A 20,459-nucleotide genomic window follows, 5' to 3' on the forward strand; every position below is an offset into this window, starting at 1 on the left:
AGTCTCGACGGGATGCGATGACCACCATACGCGTGCTCGGCTCGGCCGCCGGCGGCGGCTTTCCCCAATGGAACTGCAATTGCGCCAACTGTGACGGCGTGCGTCGCGGCACCATTGCCGCCACCGCGCGCACCCAGTCGTCGCTTGCGGTCTCGGCCAATGGCGAGGACTGGCTACTGATCAACGCGTCGCCCGATGTGCTGGCGCAGATCCGCGCCACGCCGGCGCTGCAACCGGCGCGCGCAGTGCGCGATACCGGCATCGCGGCGGTGCTCCTGATGGATGCCCAGATCGATCACGTCACCGGCCTGCTGATGCTGCGCGAGCATCGCCAGCCGCTGCCGCTCTATGCCACGCGCACGGTGCTGCGCGATCTCGACCAGGGTTTTCCGCTGCGCGGCATCCTCTCGCACTACTGTGGCGTGGAGACCGTCGAACTTGCGCCCGATGGGGCGCCGTTCACGGTGCCCAGGCTGCCCGGCGTCGACTTTCACGCGCTTGCCCTCGACAGCAAGCCGCCGCCCTATTCTCCGAACCGCGCGTCGCCGCAGCCCGGCGACAACATCGGCCTGCGCATCGTCGATCGCGCCACGGGCCGCCGCGCGTTCTATGCGCCCGGCCTTGGCGCGATCTCACCGGCGGTGCGCGCGGAGCTCGACGCGGCCGACGTGGTCCTTGTGGATGGCACCTTCTGGACCGACGACGAAATGCCGCGGCTCGGCCTCTCGTCCAAGCGCGCCCGCGATATGGGCCATCTCGCCCAAACCGGCCCGGACGGCATGATTGCAGCGCTGGACCGATGCCCGGCCGCGCGCAAGATCCTGATCCACATCAACAACACCAACCCGATCCTCGTGGAAGACTCGCCCGAGCGGCGCGAACTGGCCGCGCATGGCATCGAGGTGGCTTTCGACGGCATGGAGATCGCATGGTGACCGCCCCGCCTCCCCCGGTATCCGCACAGGATCGCGCCGCGTTCGAAGCGCGGCTGCGCGGCATGGAGTCGCGCTACCACATCCATCATCCGTTCAACCGCCGCATGGCCAGCGGCCAGTGCTCGCCGGAGCAGATCCGCGGCTGGGTGGCGAACCGCTTCTACTACCAGGTCAACATTCCGCTCAAGGACGCGGCCATCCTGTCCAATTGCCCCGATCGCGACACGCGCCGCGAATGGGTGATCCGCATCCTCGACCACGACGGCACCGACACCGAACCCGGCGGCATCGAGGCCTGGACCCGGCTGGGCGAGGCGGTCGGCCTGACGCGCGAGCAATTGTGGTCGCAGGCACTCGTGCTGCCCGGGGTGCGCTTCGCGGTGGATGCCTATGTCAACTTTGCGCGGCGCGCGCCGTGGCAGGAAGCGGTTTGCTCGTCGCTGACGGAGATGTTCGCGCCGGCCATCCACAAGGAGCGGCTGGCCGGGTGGCCCGAGCAGTATCCGTGGATCCAGCCCGAGGGCCTCGCCTATTTCCGCTCGCGCATTCCGCTGGCCCAGCGGGATGTCGACCACGGCCTGCGCGTCACGCTCGACTATTTCCGCACGCCTGCGGAGCAGGACCGTGCCGTACAGATTCTCCAGTTCAAGCTCGACATCCTGTGGGCGATGCTCGACGCGGTGGAAAAGGCGTATCCTCGATGAACGACATCTCGATGCCCCGGCTCGACAAGCTCTACCGGCTGCAGTGGGAAGAGGCCCAGAAGGCGTGGGTCCTGCTCTACCCGGAAGGCATGGTCAAGCTCAACGACAGCGCGGCGGCGATACTTCAGCGCTGCGACGGCGCGCATACGGTGGACATGATGGTCGACGAACTGCAGCAGGCCTTCGGCGTCGAGGGCATTGCGGGGGAGGTGGAAACCTTTGTCAAGCACGCCTGCGAACGCGGCTGGCTGGTCTGAGCCGGCGCCGCTACCCGTCAGTCCGCCGCTGTGGTTGCTGGCGGAGCTGACCTACCGCTGCCCGCTGCACTGCGCGTTCTGCTACAACCCGCTCGACTACGCACGTCACGCGCGCGAGCTCGACACCGGGCAATGGCAGCGCGTTCTGACCGAAGCGCGCGCGCTGGGTGCCGCGCAGCTCGGGTTCTCGGGCGGTGAGCCGCTGCTGCGCGAGGACCTCGAAGCCCTGGTCGCCCATGCGCGGCAACTGGGCTTCTACACCAACCTGATCACCTCGGGCGTCGGTCTCACCGATGCCCGCCTGGCGGCCTTGCGCGAAGCCGGGCTCGATCATATCCAGCTGTCGTTCCAGGATTCGACGCGCGAGATGAACGACTTCCTCTCGAGTACGCGCACCTTCGCGCTCAAGCAACGTGTGGCCGGGCTGATCAAGGCCCATGGCTATCCGATGGTGCTCAACTGCGTGCTTCATCGCTTCAACCTGCCGCACGTGGGCGCGATCATCGACATGGCGCTGGAGATGGGGGCCGAGTATCTCGAACTGGCGAATACGCAGTATTACGGCTGGGCCTGGGAAAACCGCCTCGCGCTGATGCCGACCGCCGCGCAGCTGCGCGAGGCCGAAGCAGTGGTCGAGTCGTACCGCGCGCGCATCGGCAAGCGCTGCCGCATCCTGTTCGTGGTGCCCGACTACCACGAGACACGTCCCAAGAAATGCATGAATGGCTGGGGCTCGGTGTTTCTCGGCGTGGCGCCCGATGGCGCCGCCATGCCGTGTCATGCCGCGCGCGGGCTGCCGGGGCTCACGTTGCCGCACGTCACCGAACAGTCGCTGGCGGACATCTGGTATCGCAGCGACGCCTTCCAGCGCTTCCGTGGCACGGCGTGGATGCCGGAGCCCTGCCGCTCGTGCGACGAGCGCGAGAACGATCTTGGCGGCTGTCGCTGCCAGGCCTATCTGCTGACCGGCGACCCTACGCGCACCGATCCGGTGTGCGACAAGTCGCCAGACCATGACCGCGTGCGCGAGGTGGTGCTGCAGAGCCAGCATCCCGCGCCGGTGGAGGCCCCGCTCGTGTTTCGCGCCGATGCCGCGTCGCGCCGGCTCAGCGCGCGCCAGCGCTGAGGTCGCGCGCGGCGCAGTGGCGTGATTCGGCTTGAGTCGGCTTGAGTCGGCCTGAATCGGCGCAGCGGCCCGCGGTGTCGCCATGGCGCGCATTGGCGCACGTCATCGCGCGCCAGGATTGGGGTCTGCAGGGGCCGCAATCGCGCGCTTCAACGCAGCGGCCATCTTGCCGGCCGGCAGATGCCCCGCATCGATCCACTCCAGCCTTGCCTGCGGCATGACCTGCCGGAGGCGCCGGGCATTGCGCGGATGACAGACGCGGTCGTGGCGGCCGTGCAGGATCGTCACCGGAATGCCGCGCAGCGCGGCGATCCGCGCGGCGGCCAGCACCGCCGGCTTGCCCAGCCAGGCCCGGTGACGCAGGTAATGCGCCTGGATCCGGTACTTGTGCCGTTGCGCCGCACGCTGCCGCGCCGTCGTGCGCACGTGCCTGGGCTGCGGCAACCTCAGCGCGCTGCGTTCGACGCGCGCATAGCCAGCCGCGAGCTGCGCCTGCGCGTGGCGGGTCCCTTGCAGCAGCCGCGCCACCACCGCGCCGAAGGCCGCTTGCGCATGGGTCATGCGCGCACCGTGGCGCGGCAGCCCATGCAGCATCAGCGCGCCGCGCTGGCGCGGTGAGAACAATCTGAGAATATCGTCCCAGCCGGTCAGAAAACTCCCGCGCAGCACGATGCGCGCGACTGCCTCCGGATGCCTTCCCGCATACGCCAGCGCCAGCGCCGCGCCCCACGAGCCGCCTACCACGCTCCAGCGCACAATGCCGAGGTGCTTGCGCAAGGCCTCGAGATCCGCGATCAGGGCCGATACGGTATTGCGCCGCAACGCTCCCGCGGGCTTCGACCGGCCCGCGCCACGCTGGTCCGGCATGACGACGCGATGCCGCGCGAGGTCGAACCACGCGAGCATGCCGGGGTGGCAACTGCTGCCAGGACCGCCATGCAACACGAGCCAGGGCTCGCCATTTGAAGGTCCGGCGATGGACACATGCAGACGATGTACATCGGGCCGACGAAGGTAGAACGATGACGTCACAGGCCCTTCCCGTTTCAACAAAATTTAACGTATGCGCGCTTGGCTGCACGACCTCATGCGCATAGCATAGCCGGCATCTCGTTCTCGTGTACTTCCCGTCCCCCGTGGCAAGCGTCCATACGACTTGCCACACGAGCGATTTCTCGACATGACCGACCTCGACATGAGCGACCTCGACATGAGCGACCTCGACATGACCGACGCCTTCACCTTCGCGAGCTGGTTCTTCATCAGCATCGCGGTACCGTCGCTGGCGCCAGTCGTGTTACTGCCGTTGATGCGATTCAGCACGACATTTCGCGCGAAGAGCGATCGCGTTCTGTTTCGCTCGATCAGGGACGGACAGCTCCTGTGGACGGTCATCGCAATGTCCGCCGCCAGTTGCCATGCCGCGACGGAGCTCATTGGGCAAGACCTGCCTCGGTGGAAGGTTCGCCTGGTCTGGACCCTGTTCAGCGTTGACGTGGTCCTGCTCTGCATGGCCGCGGCAACCGTGCTGATCAAGACCGCGGAAGCCTCGCAGCACAGGGACGAGCGCGCCGACCACGCGCTCGTGCAGGCATCGATCGGCGGCGCCCTGGTTTCCGCCGTCATATTTGCAGCGCTTTGGATCATCGCGCACTAACGTTTGACGCCACGCAGGAGGGATAGATGCGGTACTTCATTGAACGACTCACCACGGACAGCGACTTTCGCGAGGGCGCCATGTATGGCGTCCTGTTCCTGGGCCTGACGTCCGCAGTGGCCGTCGTCACTGCGGTTTCCCTGGTGCTGATTGCGCTCGAGTTGCGCTAGCGGAGCCGGCCAGGGCCAGGCGACCGGAGTGGGCAACGCGTGCCATCGCGGCCGTGCTGCCCACTCCGGGTGGGGATATCGCCACGGCTAGCGCCCTATAGCCATATAGCCATATAGCCATATAGCTCTATAGCCCTACTGCCCTACTGCCCTATTGCCTTATTGCCCCTTCATCGCCTCCGCCAGCCGCTTGATGATCTCGCCTTCGCTATGGAAGGCTTTCTTCGCGTATGCGTCGTACTGCTCCGGTCCCATGTAGTTGGTGTCCATGCCGTATTGCCGCGTCACGTTGAGAAGCTTGGGATCCTTGAGCGCGTTGCGGAACGCGTCGTCGAGGCGCCTGACCACGGCCGGTTTCATCCCGGCCGGTCCGATAATGCCGAACGGCGAGTTCGACCATACCGGATAGCCGATCTCCTTTAGCGTGGGCGCATTCGGAAAGTCCGCGGCGCGCTTCTCCGATAGCGTGGCCAGCACGCGCATCTGCCCGCTCTGCACATAGGGCAGCAGCGTATTGGACAGCACCGCCACGTCCGACGACCCGCTCAGCAAGGCGGTGATGGCTTCCGCATCGCCCTTGTACGGCACATGGGTCCAGTTCGATTGCGTCACGCGCGCCAGCTCGGAAATCGTCAGATGCTGGCTACCGTAGATGCCCGTGGTGCCATAGCTGATGCCGCGTGGATTTGCCTTGGCATCGGCCAGCAGTTCCTGCATGGTCTGCCATTTCGCATCCTTCTTCACCGCGACGGCAAAGTTGTAGTCGGCCACCATCGAGATGTAGGTCAGGTCCTTGAGCGGGTCGTAACGCATCTTCTGCACATGCGGCAGACGGAAGATGACCACCGGCGCCATGCTGAGGGTATAGCCGTCGGGCTCCGTGGAAACCATCTGCGTGGCGCCAAGCGTGCCGCTGACGCCGGGCTTGTTTTCCACCACGATCGGCTGGCCCAGTTCGCGGCCGGCGGCATCGGCCAGGGCGCGGCCCACCTGGTCGGTCACGCCGCCCGCGCCATACGGCACGATCAGCCGGATCGGTCGGGTCGGAAATTCATCGGCGGCATGGGCGACCGAATACACGGCAGGGAAAGCGAGCGAGGTAGCGCCGGCAACCATGGCCAGCGCAAGCTTCAGGGAACGACGGAACGGGCTACGGCGTTGCATAGGGTCTCCTTTGGGTATCCGCCGGATTCGGATCCGGTCTTGGCACCGGCCCAGTATGCCCATGCCCCCGCGCCGTGGTCGAACCCCGTGACCGCTACCCCGCCCTTATCCACCGATTTCATCGGCGCCATGCCAGCGCTGCATTTCCGGGAAAACCCCGAAAAACAAAAAAGCCCGCCGCAGTTGCCTGCCGGCGGGCTTTCTTCAGTCCGTGCGCGGGATTACCCCACCCACTTGCGCGCGTTGCGGAACATGCGCATCCAGGGGCTGCCGCCATCGGCCACCTGCTTCCAGGCGTCCGGCGCCCAGCTCATGGTGGCAGCACGGAACACCCGCTCCGGATGGGGCATCAACGCGGTAAAGCGGCCGTCGACGGTGGTCACCGAGGTAATCCCCTGCGGCGACCCGTTGGGGTTGAGCGGATACGTCTGCGTAACATTGCCGAGGTTGTCGACAAAACGCAGCGCCACCTTGGCCGCGCCGATATCGCCTTGCTGCGAGAAGTCCGCAAAGCCCTCGCCATGCGCCACCACGATCGGAATGCGGCTGCCTTCCATGCCGGCAAAGAAGATCGACGGCGACTGCTCCACCTGCACCGTGACAAAGCGCGCTTCGTACTGCTCGGACTGGTTGCGCGTGAACTTCGGCCACGCATTCGCGCCCGGGATGATCGGGGCAAGGTTGCTCAGCATCTGGCAGCCATTGCAGACGCCCAGCGCAAACGTATCCTGCCGATTGAAGAACGCCGCAAACTGCTCGGCCATCTGCGCATTGAACAGGATGGTCTTGGCCCAACCCTCACCGGCACCGAGCACGTCGCCATAACTGAAACCGCCGCACGCCACAAAGCCCTTGAAGTCGGCCAGACTGGCGCGGCCGGCAATCAGGTCGCTCATATGCACGTCATGCGCGTCAAAGCCCGCACGGTCCATGCTGTAGGCCATCTCGATCTGCGAGTTGACGCCCTGCTCGCGCAGGATCGCCACGCGCGGACGCTGGCCGGTGGCGATATACGGGGCGGCGATATCCTCGACCGGATCGAAGGTCAGCACCGGGCTGATGCCGGGATCGTTGGCATCGAGCAGGCGGTCGTATTCGCTGTCGGCACAGGCCGGGTTGTCACGCAGGCGCGCGATGCGCCAGCTGACTTCGGCCCAGTTGCGCTGCAGATCGGTACGGGCGGCGCCATACACCTTCTTGGCATCCCGATAGATTTCGATCTGGTCGCTGGTATTGGGCTTGCCGATGACATGGCTGCAGGCCGACAGACCGGCCTCGCGCAGCACGCCAAACACGGCATCGCGCTGATCCGCGCGCACCTGGATCACCGCGCCGAGTTCTTCCGAGAACAGCGCGCGCAGGGTCTGGTCGTTGCGGCGCTCCGCGACCTGCTGCGCCCAGTTCTTGGCGTCGCCGTAGTCCTGTTCCTGGCTGGGGTCGAGCGTCAGCATGTCGACGTTGAGCGACACGCCGCAGTGGCCGGCAAAGGCCATCTCGGCCACCGCCGCCATGAAGCCGCCATCGGAACGGTCATGGTAGGCCAGCAGCTTGTCCTCGCGGTTGAGGCGCTGGATCACGTTGAAGAAGTTCTTCAGGTCCTCGGCATGGTCCACGTCCGGCACGCTGTCGCCCACCTGCTGGGTGACCTGCGCCAGGATCGAGCCGCCCAGGCGGTTCTTGCCGCGGCCGAGGTCGACCGCGATCAGCACCGTGTCGCCCTGGTCGGTGCGCAGTTGCGGCGTCAGCGTGCGATTGACGTCGTCCACCGCGGCAAAGGCCGAGATGATCAGCGAGACCGGCGCCACCACTTCCTTGTCGACGGTCTTGCCGCCTTCGGTGTCCTGCCACTTGGTGCGCATCGACAACGAATCCTTGCCCACCGGAATGCTGATGCCGAGTGCCGGGCACAGTTCCATGCCCACCGCGTGCACGGTGTCGTACAGTCGTGCGTCTTCACCGGCCACGCCGCATGCGGCCATCCAGTTGGCGGACAGCTTGACCTTGCCCAGGTCCTTGACCGACGCGGCGGCCAGATTGGTCAGTGCCTCGCCGATGGCCATGCGGCCCGATGCCGGGGCGTCGATGACCGCCAGCGGCGTGCGTTCGCCCATCGTCATCGCCTCGCCGGCACGGCCCTTGTAGTCGAGCGTGGTCACCGCCACGTCCGCCACCGGTACCTGCCACGGGCCGACCATCTGGTCGCGCGCGTTCATGCCGCCCACGGTGCGGTCGCCAATCGTGATCAGGAACGACTTGCTGGCCACGGTCGGATGGCGCAGCACGTCGCGCACGGCCTGCTCCAGCGAGATACCGGTGACGTCGACCGGCGGCAGGGACTGCGCCACGCGCGTGACGTCGCGGTGCATGCGCGGCGGCTTGCCAAGCAGCACATCCATCGGCATGTCGACGGTGAAGTGCTCCTTCATGGAAGCATCGACCTCGGCATCGACCAGCTGCAGCTGCTTTTCCTCGGTGGCGATACCGACCACGGCGAACGGCGCGCGCTCGCGCTCGCACATGGCCTGGAAGCGCGAAAAATCGTCCGGCGCGATCGCCAGCACATAGCGCTCCTGCGATTCGTTGCACCAGATCTCCGCCGGCGACAGGCCGGACTCTTCCAGATGCACCTTGCGCAGGTCGAAACGTGCGCCGCGGCCGGCACCGTCCACCACTTCCGGGAACGCATTGGAGAGACCACCGGCGCCCACGTCGTGGATCGACAGGATCGGGTTGGCATCGCCCAGTTGCCAGCAGGCGTTGATCACTTCCTGGGCACGGCGCTCCATTTCGGGGTTGCCACGCTGCACCGAATCGAAGTCCAGATCGGCGGTATTGGTGCCGGTGGCCATCGAGCTGGCCGCACCACCACCCATGCCGATGCGCATGCCGGGGCCGCCCAGCTGGATCAGCAGCGTGCCGGGCGGCAGCTCCTGCTTGTGCGTATGGGAGGCGTCGATATTGCCGATGCCGCCGGCAATCATGATCGGCTTGTGATAGCCGCGCACGGTGCCGCCGACATTCTGCTCGTACACGCGGAAGTAGCCGCCGAGGTTGGCGCGGCCGAATTCGTTGTTGAACGCGGCGCCGCCGAGCGGGCCTTCGATCATGATCTGCAGCGGCGACGCGATGCGGTCCGGCTTGCCGGTCACGCCCGGCTTGTCGTCGGGATTGCGGTGCGCCACCGGCTGGGCGGCATCGCGCGCATTTTCCCACGCCTCCACGGCGTCGGGCAGCATCAGGTTGGATACCGTAAAGCCGGTCAGGCCCGCCTTGGGCTTGGCGCCGCGGCCGGTCGCCCCCTCATCGCGGATCTCGCCGCCGGCCCCCGTGGAGGCGCCCGGGAACGGCGAAATCGCGGTCGGGTGATTATGCGTTTCCACCTTCATCAGCGTATGGGTCAGCGCCTCGTGGCGGCCATAGCGCTGGTCGTCGCCGCGCGGGAACCAGCGCTCGGCGACGTCGCCTTCCATCACGGCCGAGTTGTCCGAGTACGCCACGATCGAACCCTGCGGGTTCAGCTGGTGCGTATTGCGGATCATCGCGAACAGCGACTTGTCCTGGCTCACACCGTCGATGGTCCAGGTGGCATTGAAGATCTTGTGGCGACAGTGTTCGCTATTGGCCTGCGCGAACATCATGAGCTCGACGTCGGTCGGATTGCGCCCCAGTCGGGCGTAGGCCTCCAGCAGGTAGTCGATCTCGTCCTCGGACAGCGCCAGGCCCATGGCCGTATTCGCCTCCACCAGCGCGGCACGGCCGCCGCTGATATCGACAAACTGCAGCGGCTTGGCCGGCAGTTCCTGGAACAGCCCGGCGGCTTCCTCGCGCGAGCCGATCACGGTCTCGGTCATGCGGTCGAACAGATGGGCGGCCACGGCGGCGCGGGTGTCCGCGTCGAGCGTCTTGCGGCCGCGCAGCAGGCCCTTCTTGCAGATCACGGTGATCTCGATGCCACGCTCGATGCGGTGCACATGGGTCAGGCCGCAGTTGTGCGCGATGTCGGTCGCCTTGCTGGCCCACGGCGAGATCGTGCCGAAGCGCGGAATGACGACGAAGCGGTCGCCCTCGCCCGGTTCGGCGAACGGCGCGCCATAGGTCAGCAGCGCCGCGATACGGCCCTGGTCATCGGCGGACAGCGGGGCGTTGGCATCGACGAAGTGGAGGAATTGTCCATGCACCGATTCGATATCGGCGTCGATCTGCCTGAGGGCGGTGAGGAGGCGTTGCTGGCGGAAGGCGGAAAGCGCCAATGGGCCGGGGAAGCACGAAAAATGCGCCATGATCGTTGCGGTCGGGAGGCAGGAGGTAGGGGCAGCGGCCGCCGGCACCGCTGTTTGGGATGCCGGCTGGCGAAAACCGCTATTGTACCTTGCCGGCGCCGCCTTTTTGCATTGCGCAATGGGATCGATTGGGACGCCGCTGCCCGCTTCGGACTGTGGTCCCGGCGCCACTTTCAGTCTAGAGCGATGTCGCCGAGCGCGCTGCCTGCTCGTACAGCCCCGTCAATACCCGCAGCAGGCGCGCCAGTTCGCCGATTTCGAGATTTTCCTCGCTGCCTTCGGTGAAATTGCTGGTCAGGCATTGCTCGCGGATCTCACGGTACCGCGCACACGCTTCGGCGCCGGCCGGCGTGGTGGCGTAGGTGGCCTCCTTGCCCACCCGCTCCCCCGCCACCAGCCCCAGCCCGGTCAGCTTCTTGAGCGCATAGGTCACCAGGTGGGTGTCTTCGACGTTGAGCACAAAGCAGATATCGGCCAGCCGCTTGGCGCGGCCGCGGTGATTGACGTGGTGCAGCACCAGCACGTCGAGGAAGGTCAGGTCGCGCACCCCGGCCGCGCCCATGCAGCGCACCACCCAGCGGCTGTAGGCGTTGTAGGCCGTATTGAGCCCGAACTCGAATTCCGACAGTTCCGGGCTGCGCACCGAAACCAGGTGCGACGACGACACGATATTGACGCCCGCCGCGCGCGACAGCGGCGTGGCGGGAAGGAGCGGCGCATCGGCGCCGGCGGCGTTGCCCGGGGCGGGCTTGCGTGGCATGAATCAGGTCTCCGGTTAACAAGGGCAGCGGGTCGCGGGGCTCGGCGGCGTGTCAACGAGGTCACCAGCAGCATCATAGGCAGCGCCAGCGGCAGGTCGGCTGCGGGTCGGCTGCGGGTCGGCCGCGGGTCGGCCGCGGGTCGTCACCCTGGCGATAGGTGAAAGCCCGGAGCGCCGCGTCGCAATAATGGCTTGACAGTTTATTGGCAAATTATGAGCATGAACACCATCTCGAGGGCCTGATGGGCACGGCCCTTGCATCAGTCCAGACCGTTTCTTCTCCATCGCGCATCGATCGAGCCGTCGGTGCGCGGTGCCCCGGTAGTCCAACCCGCGCACACCGCGCATTGCAACACCAGGAGAAATCGAGATGCGAGTCAAGGTATTGGCAGTCGTGGCGGCGAGCCTGTTCGGCACCTTGTCGATGATGGCCACGGCGGCACGGGCGGATGCAAAATGGGACCTGCCCACGGGCTATCCGGTGAGCAACCTGCATACGGAAAACCTCCAGCAACTGGCCGACGACGTCGCGCGCGCCACCGGCGGCAAGCTCAAGATCCAGCTCCACCCCAATGGCTCGCTGCTCAAGGCCAACGAGATCAAGCGCGGCGTGCAGACCGGCCAGGTGCAGATGGGCGAGATCCTGATGTCCACGCTGGCCAACGAGAACCCGGTGTTCGGTGTCGACGCGGTGCCGTTCCTGGCCACCAGCTATACCGACGCATACAAGTTGTGGCAGGCCTCCCGCCCCGTCACCGAGAAGATCCTCGACCGCCAGGGCATGAAGCTGCTGTATGCGGTGGCATGGCCGCCGCAGGGCATTTATGCCAACAAGACCATTGGCGCCGCGGCCGACATGAAGGGCCTCAAATGGCGCGCCTACAACCCGGCCACCTCGAAGATCGCCGAACTGGTCGGCGCGCAGCCGGTCACCATCCAGGCGGCCGACCTCGCCCAGGCGCTCGCCACCGGCACCGTCAATTCGTTCATGTCGTCCGGGGCGACCGGGGTCGATACCAAGGTGTGGGAGAGCGTGAAGTACTTCTACACGGTCGATGCCTGGCTGCCCAAGAACATGCTGGTGGTCAGCAAGAAGGCGTTTGCCGCGCTCGACAAGCCGAGCCAGGATGCCTTGCTCAAGGCCGTATCCGACGCCGAGCGGCGCGGCTGGCGCGTGTCCGAGCAGAAAACGCGCGACTACCTGGAGATCCTGGCCAAGAACGGCATGACGGTGCAGCCGCCCTCGGCCCAGCTCAAGTCCGACATGCAGAAGGTCGGCCAGACCATGGTCGACGAATGGGCGCGCAGCGCCGGCGACGACGGCAAGGCGATTCTCGAGGCTTACCGCAAGTAGCCGCGCGGTCGGCCCCATGGTGCGACCCGGGCGGCCACGGCCGCGCGGGTCCACCCTGCCCGCCGCCACGTTCGTCGCGTTCGTCGCGTCCTTTGCATCTGTTGCATCTGTTGCAGTCTGCCGCGCGGCCGCGCCTGACGCCGTGCCGCGTGCCGCCGTTTCAACGTCTTTCACGTCGCCCGTTGCCATCATGGAAGTTTCCGTATCCCGCAAGCGCTGGCTGGACCGGCTGCTCGATGTCTGCGCCGTGCTCGGCGCCCTCTGCATTCTTGGCGTCTGCCTCGTGATGATCCTGATGTCGCTCTCGCGCGAGACCACCATCGCGCTCAAGGGCGGCGACGATATCGTCGCGTGGCTGTGCGCCGCCTCCGCGTTCCTGATTCTCGGCCAGACCTTCCAGCACGGCGGCATCGTGCGCGTGGAAATGCTGCTCGATGCCGTCGGCCCGCGCCGACGCTGGTCGCTCGAAGTGCTGTCGCTGACCATCTGCCTGGTGTTTGCCGCGTATGCGGTATGGGCGCTCGGCACCTTTACCTGGCAGAGCTGGGAGATCCATGACGTGTCGCAGGGCCAGATCGTGATTCCGCTGTGGATCCCGCAAAGCTTTGCCGTGATCGGCTGCGCGGGCTTTCTGCTCGCCGTCGGCGACGAATGGCTGCGTGTGGTGCGGCGCCAGAAGCCGCGCTATCAGCTCGCGCAGGAAGCCAAGCTCGCCGCCGGCGATTTCGGGGAGACGGTCTGATGAGCACCGTACTCGTTGCCCTGATCCTGCTGGTGGTCATGATCGTGTTCCTCGCGGTGGGTGCGTGGATTCCGGTGGCCATCGCGGTGACCTCCTGGATTGGCCTGGTGGTGTTCTCCGACCACGATGCGCTGGTCAATCTCGCCAATGCCTGGTGGTCGTCGAGCGCGTCGTACACGCTGGCCTCGCTGCCGCTGTTCGTGTGGATGGGCGAGATCCTGTTCCGCACCAAGCTGTCGGAGCAGATGTTCAACGGCCTTTCGCCATGGCTGAACTGGCTGCCGGGCCGGCTCATGCATGTGAACATTCTCGGCTGCGGCATCTTCGGCTCGGTGTCGGGCTCGTCGGCGGCCACCTGTGCGACCATCGCCAAGTCGGCACTGCCCGAACTGACGCGGCGCGGCTACGACGAACGCATCACGCTCGGCTCGCTGTCCACCGCCGGCACGCTGGGCATCCTGATTCCGCCCTCGATCACGATGGTGGTCTATGCGGTGTCCGCGGATGTCTCGATCATCCGCGTGTTCCTGGCGGGTTTTCTGCCCGGCCTGCTGCTGATGCTGCTGTTCTCCGGCTATATCGTGGTCTGGGCACTGCTCCATCCGGAGAAGACGCCACCCGCCGAGACCTTCGGCTGGCGCGCGCGCCTTGCCTCCGTCCGCCAGCTGTTGCCGTGCATCGTGCTGATCGCGTTCATCACATGGATCATGCTGACCGGCTACTCCACCGCCACCGAGGCCGCCGCCTATGGCGTGGTGGCGTCGCTCGGACTGGCATGGGCCGGCGGCTCGCTCACGCGGCAGGCGTTCTGGGATAGCCTGATGTCGGCCACGCGGCTGACCGCCATGATCATGTTCGTGCTCGGTGCCACCTCGTTCCTGTCGGTCACCATGAGTTTTACCGGCATTCCGCGCGCGCTGGCCGAGTGGGTGGCGGCGCTGCACCTGTCGCCGTGGTCGCTGATCGCGGTGCTCACCATCATCTATATCCTGCTGGGGACGGCGCTCGACGGCATCTCGATGATCGCGCTCACCACGGCGACGGTGCTGCCGATGGTGCAGGCGGCGGGCTTCGATCTGGTATGGTTCGGCATCTTCATCGTGTTGCTGGTGGAGATCGCGGAAGTGACGCCGCCAGTCGGCTTCAACCTTTTCGTGCTGCAAAGCATGACCGGCAAGGACAGCAACTACATCGCACGGGTGTCACTGCCGTTCTTCATGATGATGGTGCTTGCCATCGCGATGATTACGGTGTGGCCCACGCTGGTGACGTGGCTGCCGGACGTGGTCATGCAGAAGGAGCTCAAATAGCCGCGCGCCCACGGCAGGCGCAGGCAGCCAGACGGGTGGCGGATATCCCGGCGGGGGTCGCTGACAAGGATTTGCCAGCATCATGCACGTGATCGTCATCGGCGCCGGCGCCATCGGCGTCTGTTCCGCGTGGTACCTGCGCCAGGCCGGCTTCGACGTGACCGTGATCGAACGGCGCGCCGCCCCGGCCCAGGAGAGCAGCTTCGGCAACGCCGGCGTGATCGCGCCCGGCTATGTCACGCCGTGGGCCGCGCCCGGCATGCCACGCAAGGTGCTCGGCATGCTGATGGCGCGCGAGGCACCGGTGCGCTTCCGGCCGAGCCTCGATCCTGCCTTGTGGCGCTGGATCGCGCGCTGGTTGCGCGAATGCCAGCCGGACCGCTATCGCGCCAACAAGCTGCGCATGCAGCGGCTCGCGTTCTACAGCCGCGACTGCCTGCATCGACTGCGCGCCGAACTCGAACTCGAATACGAGCAGTCGCGCGGTTACCTTCAGTTGTTCCGTACGCAGCAGGATCTCGACCTTGCCGCGCCCGGGCTCGCGCTGCTGCGCGAACACAAGGTCCTGCACACGCTGGTCGACGCGACCGGATGCCGGCGCATCGAGCCGGGGCTGGCCGAGGACACCGCACTGGCCGGCGGCCTGCATCTTCCCGACGACGAGTCGGGCAACTGTCCGCTGTTCGTGCGGCGCCTGCACCAGCATGCCGAAGCCGCCGGCGTGCGCTTCCGCTTCGATGCACCGGTGGCGCGCGTGCGCGCGCCGCATGCCGACGGACTCACCGTGGAGCTGGCGCCGGCGCGCCGCGGCGCGGCTGCCGAAACGCTCGCCGCCGCGCGCGTGCTGGTTGCCGCCGGGGTCGGCAGCGTGGGCCTGCTGCGCCCGCTCGGGCTGCGTGTGCCGCTCTATCCGGTCAAGGGGTATTCCGCGACGGTGATGGTGCGCGACGAACTGCAGGCGCCGCTCGGCGCGCTGATGGACGAGTCGTACAAGGTTGCCATCACGCGCATGGGTAACCGCTTGCGCGTGGCCGGCACGGCCGAACTCGGCACGCGCAAGCTCGATCTGCGGCCGGATGCGCTGCGCACGCTGATCCGCGTGGCGCGCGACTGGTTCCCGGTGGCCGGCGCGTGGCAGGAAGCGACCCTATGGGCCGGCGCGCGGCCGATGCTGCCCGATGGTCCGCCACTGATCGGCGCAACCTCGGTGCCGGGACTGTTCCTTAACCTGGGGCATGGCTCCACCGGCTGGGCGATGTCGTGCGGATCGGGCAAAATCGCGGCGGACCAGATGGCCGCCAGTGCGGGCCATGGCGACGGCCCGGCGATCGACATGGAAGGGTTGACGCCGGCGCGCTACCGGCTGGCCTGAACTGAACCCGCGGAGATTGCGATGAACCCGATGGATCCCGACGCCGGCGCCGCAGGAGCGGCCGGCACCGCTGGCGGCGCCAGCGCCCCTGCAGCCGCCAGTCCCGCCGCGCCTGGCAGCAGCGCCGGTGCGCCGGCATCATCGATGTCGACCACCTCATCGATTTCGCCCACATCGTCGGCAGCGTCGGCAGCGTCGGCAGCGTCGCCCCCGACAGCAGCGTCGGCCACGCCGGACTGGTTCGCGCTCGATGCCGGCCCGCAGCCGGCGCCGTTGCACGACGTGGCCACCATTCGCGGCATCGAACACGCCGGCCTGCAAAGCCTGCCGCCCTTCACGCTGATGGCGCGCGCCGGGGCCGCCGCCGCCGACTGGATCACCCGTCATGCACCGCCGGGCAAGCTACTTTGCCTGGCCGGTCCGGGCAACAATGGCGGCGATGCCATGGTGGCCGCCACGCGCCTCCACCAGGCCGGCCGCCGCGTCGAAGCCTGGCTCGCCGGCACCCCCGACCACCTGCCGCCCGACGCCGCACGCGCCTGGACCGAGGCCCGTACCGCGGGCGTGCCGCTACTGGTGATGCCGCACGACCCTGGTGCGCCCCTGCCCCCGTGGCCGGCCGGTTGCGCCGCGATCGTCGATGGCCTGCTTGGCATCGGCCTCAACCGCCCCGCGGAAGGCCAGTTGGCGCGCTGGATCGAGCATGTGAACCGGTCCGGCCTGCCGGTCTTCGCGCTCGATATCCCGAGCGGGCTCTTTGCCGATACCGGTGCCGGCCAACCCGCGATACGCGCACGCCGCACGCTGACATTCCTCGCGGCCAAGCCAGGCCTGCTGACGCTCGACGGCCGCGATTGCGCCGGCGAGATCGATATCGCGCCGCTCGGCCTGCCGTATCCGACCCCGGATCTGCCCGCCGCCAGGCTCAACCAGCCGGCCGGTTTTGGCGCCGCGCTGCCAGGGCGCCGCCACGCCGCCAACAAAGGCACGTTCGGTTCACTGGCGGTGATCGGCGGACATACCGGCATGACCGGTGCCCCGCTGCTCGGCTCGCGCGCGGCATTGTTCCTTGGCGCCGGCCGCGTCCATATCGGCTTTCTTGCCCGGACCGCGCCCGCGCTTGACGTGGTGCACCCCGAACTGATGCTCCACGCCGTAGCGGACATCGCCATCGACGCCATGTCCGCGCTCGTGATCGGTCCCGGCATGGGGACCGATGCCGGTGCGCAGGCCACCTTGCAGGGCTTGCTCGATGCCTGCATGCAGGCAGCCACGCCGCCGGCACTGGTGCTCGATGCCGATGCGCTCAACCTGCTGGCCGCGCACGACGCGCTGGCCACGCGCCTGATCGCCGCCCGCCTGCCGCGCGTGCTGACGCCCCACCCGCTGGAGGCCGCGCGCCTGCTTGGCAGCAGCGTGAGCGAGGTCCAGCGCGACCGTCTTGCCGCCGCACGTGCGCTGGCGCGACGCTGGCAGGCCGTGGTCGTGCTCAAGGGCTCGGGCAGCGTGATCGCGGCCCCCCCGGCTGCCGCCCACCATCTCGACAGCCAGGATATCGACGCCCACGACATCGAAACCGTGACGATCAACCCCACCGGTAACGCGGCACTCGCCACCGCCGGTACCGGCGATGTGCTGGCCGGCATGATCGGTGCATTGCTCGCGCAAGGCATGCCGGCACGCCACGCGGCCTGCGCGGCGGTCTGGATACATGGGCGCGCGGCCGATTGCCTGGTCGCCGCCGGCACCGGCCCGGCCGGCGTGACGGCCAGCGAGCTCTACGTGCCCGCGCGCCGCATTTTCAACGCGTTGCTGCACGGCGCACCCTGCTGAGCATCGCGGGCGCCCCGTGTGGCCCGCACGGGCATGCGCGGCCGGCGTCGGACAACATCCGATAGGGCGCGCGCCGGTTGCCTGCTATGGTGATGGCTTGCACTCAAGTGCCGCCATGCACCGAACTGTGATGCAATGCGGCCCGACTTTCCGCCATTGGCGTCATGGGCTGGCGATATACTTGCCGTCTCACCTGCCGCGCCGCAGGTTGCCTTGCCGACGCTTGTCGTCCCCGGGTGCGCACGCCCATGGGATCGTCGTACGCGTCCGGCGCACCCGCGCACGCCACGTTTTTTTCGAGTTCGCATGCCGACAGATCTACACGCCTGGAATGCCCTGCTGCAGCACCACGAAACCTTGCGCGAGACGCAGATGCGCGAATGGTTCGACGCTGCCGATGCAGACCGCCGCGTCCAAGCGTTTTCGCTGGAAGCGGCCGGCCTGTACCTCGATTTCTCGAAGAATCGCATCACGCCCCAGACCTTCGACCTGCTGATGCGCCTGGCCGATGAAGCTGGCGTCCCACGCCGGCGCGAAGCCATGTTCGCGGGCGAACATATCAATGCCACCGAGGACCGCGCCGCGTTGCACGTCGCACTGCGCGCGTTGCCCGACGCCCCGTTCCGCGTCGATGGCGTCTCCGTCATGCCCGGCATCCACGACGTGCTGCGCCGCATGCGCGTCTTTGCCGAGCGCGTGCGCGGCGGTGCATGGAAAGGCCATACGGGCGCGACCATTACCGACGTGGTCAATATCGGCATCGGCGGCTCCGACCTAGGCCCGCGCATGGTATGCCGCGCGCTGGCGCACCTGGCCGATCCCGCTGGTCCGCGCATGCATTTCGTCTCCAACGTCGATGGCACCGAACTGGCCGAAACGCTGGTGCGCCTGGACCCGGCCCGCACGCTCGTGATCGTCTGCTCCAAGACCTTCACCACGCTGGAAACCATGGCCAACGCATGCAGCATGCGCGAATGGTTCCTGCGTCAGGGCGTCTCCGAGCAGCACCTCGCTCGCCATTTCGTGGCAGTGTCGACCAATACCGAGGCCGTGCGCGAATTCGGCATCGACCCGGCCAACATGTTCGAGTTCTGGGACTGGATCGGCGGCCGCTTCTCGCTGTGGTCGTCGGTCGGCCTTTCGATCGCGCTGGCGGTCGGCTACGACGCCTTCGAGGACCTGCTGCGCGGCGGCCGCGCCATGGACGAGCACTTCCGCACCGCCCCGCTCGCGCGCAACATGCCGGTGGTGATGGCGATGCTCGGCATCTGGTACCGCAACTTCTTCAACATGCCGACCAGCTGCATGGCGCCATACTCGACGTCGCTCGAGTTGTTCCCCGCGTTCCTGCAACAACTGGAGATGGAAAGCAACGGCAAGTCGGTGCAGCTCGACGGCCGGCCGGTGCGCGCCGATACCTCGCCGGTGGTGTGGGGCACGGCCGGCACCAACGGCCAGCACGCGTATTTTCAGATGATCCACCAGGGCTCGCAGATCGTGCCGGTCGACTTTGTCGCGCCGCTGGTGCCGCCGCGCAAGCTGACCGGCCACCATGCCAAGTTGCTGGCCAACTGCTTTGCCCAGGGCGAGGCACTGATGCGTGGCCGCAGTGTCGAGGAACTGCGCGCGGCCGGCGTCACCGATCCCGCGCGCGTGCCGCATATGGTGTTCCAGGGCAATCGCCCGAGCAATACGCTGCTGATGGAAGACCTCACGCCGCATGTGCTCGGTGCGCTGATAGCACTCTACGAGCACCGCACGTTCGTGCAGGGCGTGATCTGGAAGATCAACTCGTTCGATCAGTGGGGCGTGGAGCTTGGCAAGATCCTGGCGCGGCCGATCGAGGCGGAGCTCAAGGGCGATGCCGCCACGTCCACGCACGATGCTTCCACCCGCACGCTGATCGAACGGGCGCGCGGCGTGCTGTCCCGCTAGGCGCCGGCGGGCCTCTCAGACCTCCGTGCCGATCAGTTGATCGCTGGCCACGCGGCCAGCCTCGATGGTCAGGATGCGGCCGCAGCGCGCGGCCACCGAGCGGTCATGCGTCACCAGCACCAGCGTGGATCCGGCGTCGCGATTGAGCTCGAACATCAGCGCGATCACGGCCTCGCCGGTGGCGGTGTCAAGGCTGCCGGTCGGCTCGTCGGCAAACAGGATGTCCGGCCGCGTCACAAAGGCCCGCGCCAGCGCCACCCGCTGCTGCTCGCCGCCGGACAGCGTGCGCGGATAATGGGACAGCCGCGCGCCGAGACCGACGCGCTCGAGCATTTCCACCGCACGCTCGCGCACACGCGCGGTCTCACCGCGCAATTCCAGCGGCAGCATCACGTTCTCGAGCGCGGTCAGGTGACCGACGAGCTGGAACGACTGGAACACGAACCCGACATGACGCCCGCGCAAGGCCGCGCGCTGGTCTTCATCGAGCGTGAACAGGTCTTGCCCGTGGAGCTTGACCGCCCCGCTGCTGGGCAGATCCAGGCCGGCCAGCAGCCCGAGCAGCGTTGACTTGCCCGAGCCGGAGGCGCCGACAATGGCCAGCGTCTCGCCCGGCGTGACGGAAAACGAGACGTCGTGCAAAATCGTCAGCGAACCCGTTGCGTCGGCTACGGTCTTTCCGAGTGACTCGACAGCGAGAATGGAAGAAGACATGGGCAAGAGTGGTGAAATGGAGAAGCACTGGGGACCGCGGCGGGTGTCGCAGCGGACGTCGCAGCGGGTGTCGCAGCGGACGTCGCAACTGACATCGCAATGGGAGCCGCACCAGCACCTGCGTGGATTGTCGCATTGGACCACAC

The 20,459-nt window shown here is 67.2% G+C and carries 17 protein-coding genes; 12 read left to right on the forward strand and 5 right to left on the reverse strand.

Annotated elements, in window-relative coordinates; translation table 11 throughout:
- The first annotated feature begins 17 nt into the window (after positions 1-17).
- From pqqB to pqqE, 4 genes are read left to right on the forward strand one after another with little or no spacing between them, the layout of a single operon-like run.
- The gene (pqqB, locus tag DFLDMN_RS04305; RefSeq protein ID WP_423197264.1) at positions 18-935 is read left to right on the forward strand and encodes a pyrroloquinoline quinone biosynthesis protein PqqB; all 918 of its coding nucleotides are present in this window, start codon (positions 18-20) and stop codon (positions 933-935) included.
- A complete protein-coding gene (pqqC, locus tag DFLDMN_RS04310) occupies positions 929-1,639 on the forward strand; it encodes a pyrroloquinoline-quinone synthase PqqC (RefSeq protein ID WP_423197265.1) in 711 nt (236 codons plus the stop codon). The genes pqqB and pqqC overlap by 7 nt, the downstream gene beginning before the upstream one ends.
- The gene (gene pqqD, locus DFLDMN_RS04315; RefSeq protein ID WP_423197266.1) at positions 1,636-1,896 is read left to right on the forward strand and encodes a pyrroloquinoline quinone biosynthesis peptide chaperone PqqD; all 261 of its coding nucleotides are present in this window, start codon (positions 1,636-1,638) and stop codon (positions 1,894-1,896) included. The genes pqqC and pqqD overlap by 4 nt, the downstream gene beginning before the upstream one ends.
- Positions 1,859-3,022 carry a pyrroloquinoline quinone biosynthesis protein PqqE gene (pqqE, locus tag DFLDMN_RS04320; RefSeq protein ID WP_423197267.1) on the forward strand — a complete coding sequence of 388 codons (1,164 nt, stop codon included), beginning with the start codon at positions 1,859-1,861 and terminating at the stop codon, positions 3,020-3,022. The genes pqqD and pqqE overlap by 38 nt, the downstream gene beginning before the upstream one ends.
- Before the next feature lie 102 nt (positions 3,023-3,124).
- On the opposite strand, the gene DFLDMN_RS04325 is transcribed toward pqqE, so the two are convergent.
- Complete coding sequence (locus DFLDMN_RS04325; protein WP_423197268.1) at positions 3,125-4,054, reverse strand: alpha/beta fold hydrolase; 930 nt, start codon at positions 4,052-4,054, stop codon at positions 3,125-3,127.
- 148 nt (positions 4,055-4,202) lie between these two features.
- Here DFLDMN_RS04325 and DFLDMN_RS04330 point away from each other — a divergent pair, with 148 nt between their 5' ends.
- Positions 4,203-4,679 (forward strand): hypothetical protein, encoded by a 477-nt coding sequence (locus DFLDMN_RS04330; protein ID WP_423197269.1) that lies wholly within the window; start codon positions 4,203-4,205, stop codon positions 4,677-4,679.
- A 26-nt stretch (positions 4,680-4,705) separates the two neighbouring features.
- Positions 4,706-4,849 (forward strand): hypothetical protein, encoded by a 144-nt coding sequence (locus DFLDMN_RS04335; RefSeq protein ID WP_423197270.1) that lies wholly within the window; start codon positions 4,706-4,708, stop codon positions 4,847-4,849.
- Between the two features lie 159 nt (positions 4,850-5,008).
- Here the strand turns inward: DFLDMN_RS04335 and DFLDMN_RS04340 are convergent, their stop codons facing one another.
- The 3 genes from DFLDMN_RS04340 to DFLDMN_RS04350 form a co-directional block, all read right to left on the reverse strand.
- The gene (locus DFLDMN_RS04340; protein ID WP_423197271.1) at positions 5,009-6,013 is read right to left on the reverse strand and encodes a tripartite tricarboxylate transporter substrate binding protein; all 1,005 of its coding nucleotides are present in this window, start codon (positions 6,011-6,013) and stop codon (positions 5,009-5,011) included.
- Between the two features lie 221 nt (positions 6,014-6,234).
- Positions 6,235-10,293, reverse strand: a complete 4,059-nt coding sequence (purL, locus tag DFLDMN_RS04345; protein ID WP_423197272.1) for a phosphoribosylformylglycinamidine synthase — start codon at positions 10,291-10,293, stop codon at positions 6,235-6,237.
- A 178-nt stretch (positions 10,294-10,471) separates the two neighbouring features.
- The gene (locus DFLDMN_RS04350) at positions 10,472-11,053 is read right to left on the reverse strand and encodes a winged helix DNA-binding protein (RefSeq protein ID WP_423197273.1); all 582 of its coding nucleotides are present in this window, start codon (positions 11,051-11,053) and stop codon (positions 10,472-10,474) included.
- Between the two features lie 370 nt (positions 11,054-11,423).
- On the opposite strand from DFLDMN_RS04350, the gene DFLDMN_RS04355 reads away from it, so the two are divergent.
- The 6 genes from DFLDMN_RS04355 to pgi all read left to right on the forward strand — a co-directional run bounded on the left by DFLDMN_RS04355 (position 11,424) and on the right by pgi (position 19,599).
- Positions 11,424-12,407 (forward strand): TRAP transporter substrate-binding protein, encoded by a 984-nt coding sequence (locus DFLDMN_RS04355; RefSeq protein ID WP_423197274.1) that lies wholly within the window; start codon positions 11,424-11,426, stop codon positions 12,405-12,407.
- A 190-nt stretch (positions 12,408-12,597) separates the two neighbouring features.
- On the forward strand, positions 12,598-13,149 hold the full coding sequence (locus tag DFLDMN_RS04360; protein WP_423197275.1) for a TRAP transporter small permease subunit: 552 nt from the start codon (positions 12,598-12,600) through the stop codon (positions 13,147-13,149).
- Complete coding sequence (locus DFLDMN_RS04365; RefSeq protein WP_423197276.1) at positions 13,149-14,459, forward strand: TRAP transporter large permease; 1,311 nt, start codon at positions 13,149-13,151, stop codon at positions 14,457-14,459. Before DFLDMN_RS04360 ends, DFLDMN_RS04365 begins: the two co-directional genes overlap by 1 nt.
- A gap of 82 nt (positions 14,460-14,541) precedes the next feature.
- Positions 14,542-15,831: a D-amino acid dehydrogenase gene (locus tag DFLDMN_RS04370; protein ID WP_423197277.1), complete on the forward strand. Its 1,290-nt coding sequence runs from the start codon at positions 14,542-14,544 to the stop codon at positions 15,829-15,831.
- A gap of 144 nt (positions 15,832-15,975) precedes the next feature.
- On the forward strand, positions 15,976-17,664 hold the full coding sequence (locus DFLDMN_RS04375; RefSeq protein WP_423198310.1) for an NAD(P)H-hydrate dehydratase: 1,689 nt from the start codon (positions 15,976-15,978) through the stop codon (positions 17,662-17,664).
- Between the two features lie 306 nt (positions 17,665-17,970).
- Positions 17,971-19,599: a glucose-6-phosphate isomerase gene (gene pgi / locus DFLDMN_RS04380; protein WP_423197278.1), complete on the forward strand. Its 1,629-nt coding sequence runs from the start codon at positions 17,971-17,973 to the stop codon at positions 19,597-19,599.
- Positions 19,600-19,614: 15 nt separating this feature from the next.
- Here pgi and DFLDMN_RS04385 read toward each other — a convergent pair whose 3' ends face one another.
- Complete coding sequence (locus tag DFLDMN_RS04385; RefSeq protein WP_423197279.1) at positions 19,615-20,313, reverse strand: ABC transporter ATP-binding protein; 699 nt, start codon at positions 20,311-20,313, stop codon at positions 19,615-19,617.
- Positions 20,314-20,459: the final 146 nt, after the last annotated feature.

The organism is Cupriavidus sp. H19C3, from assembly GCF_049393815.1.
Classification (GTDB): domain Bacteria; phylum Pseudomonadota; class Gammaproteobacteria; order Burkholderiales; family Burkholderiaceae; genus Cupriavidus.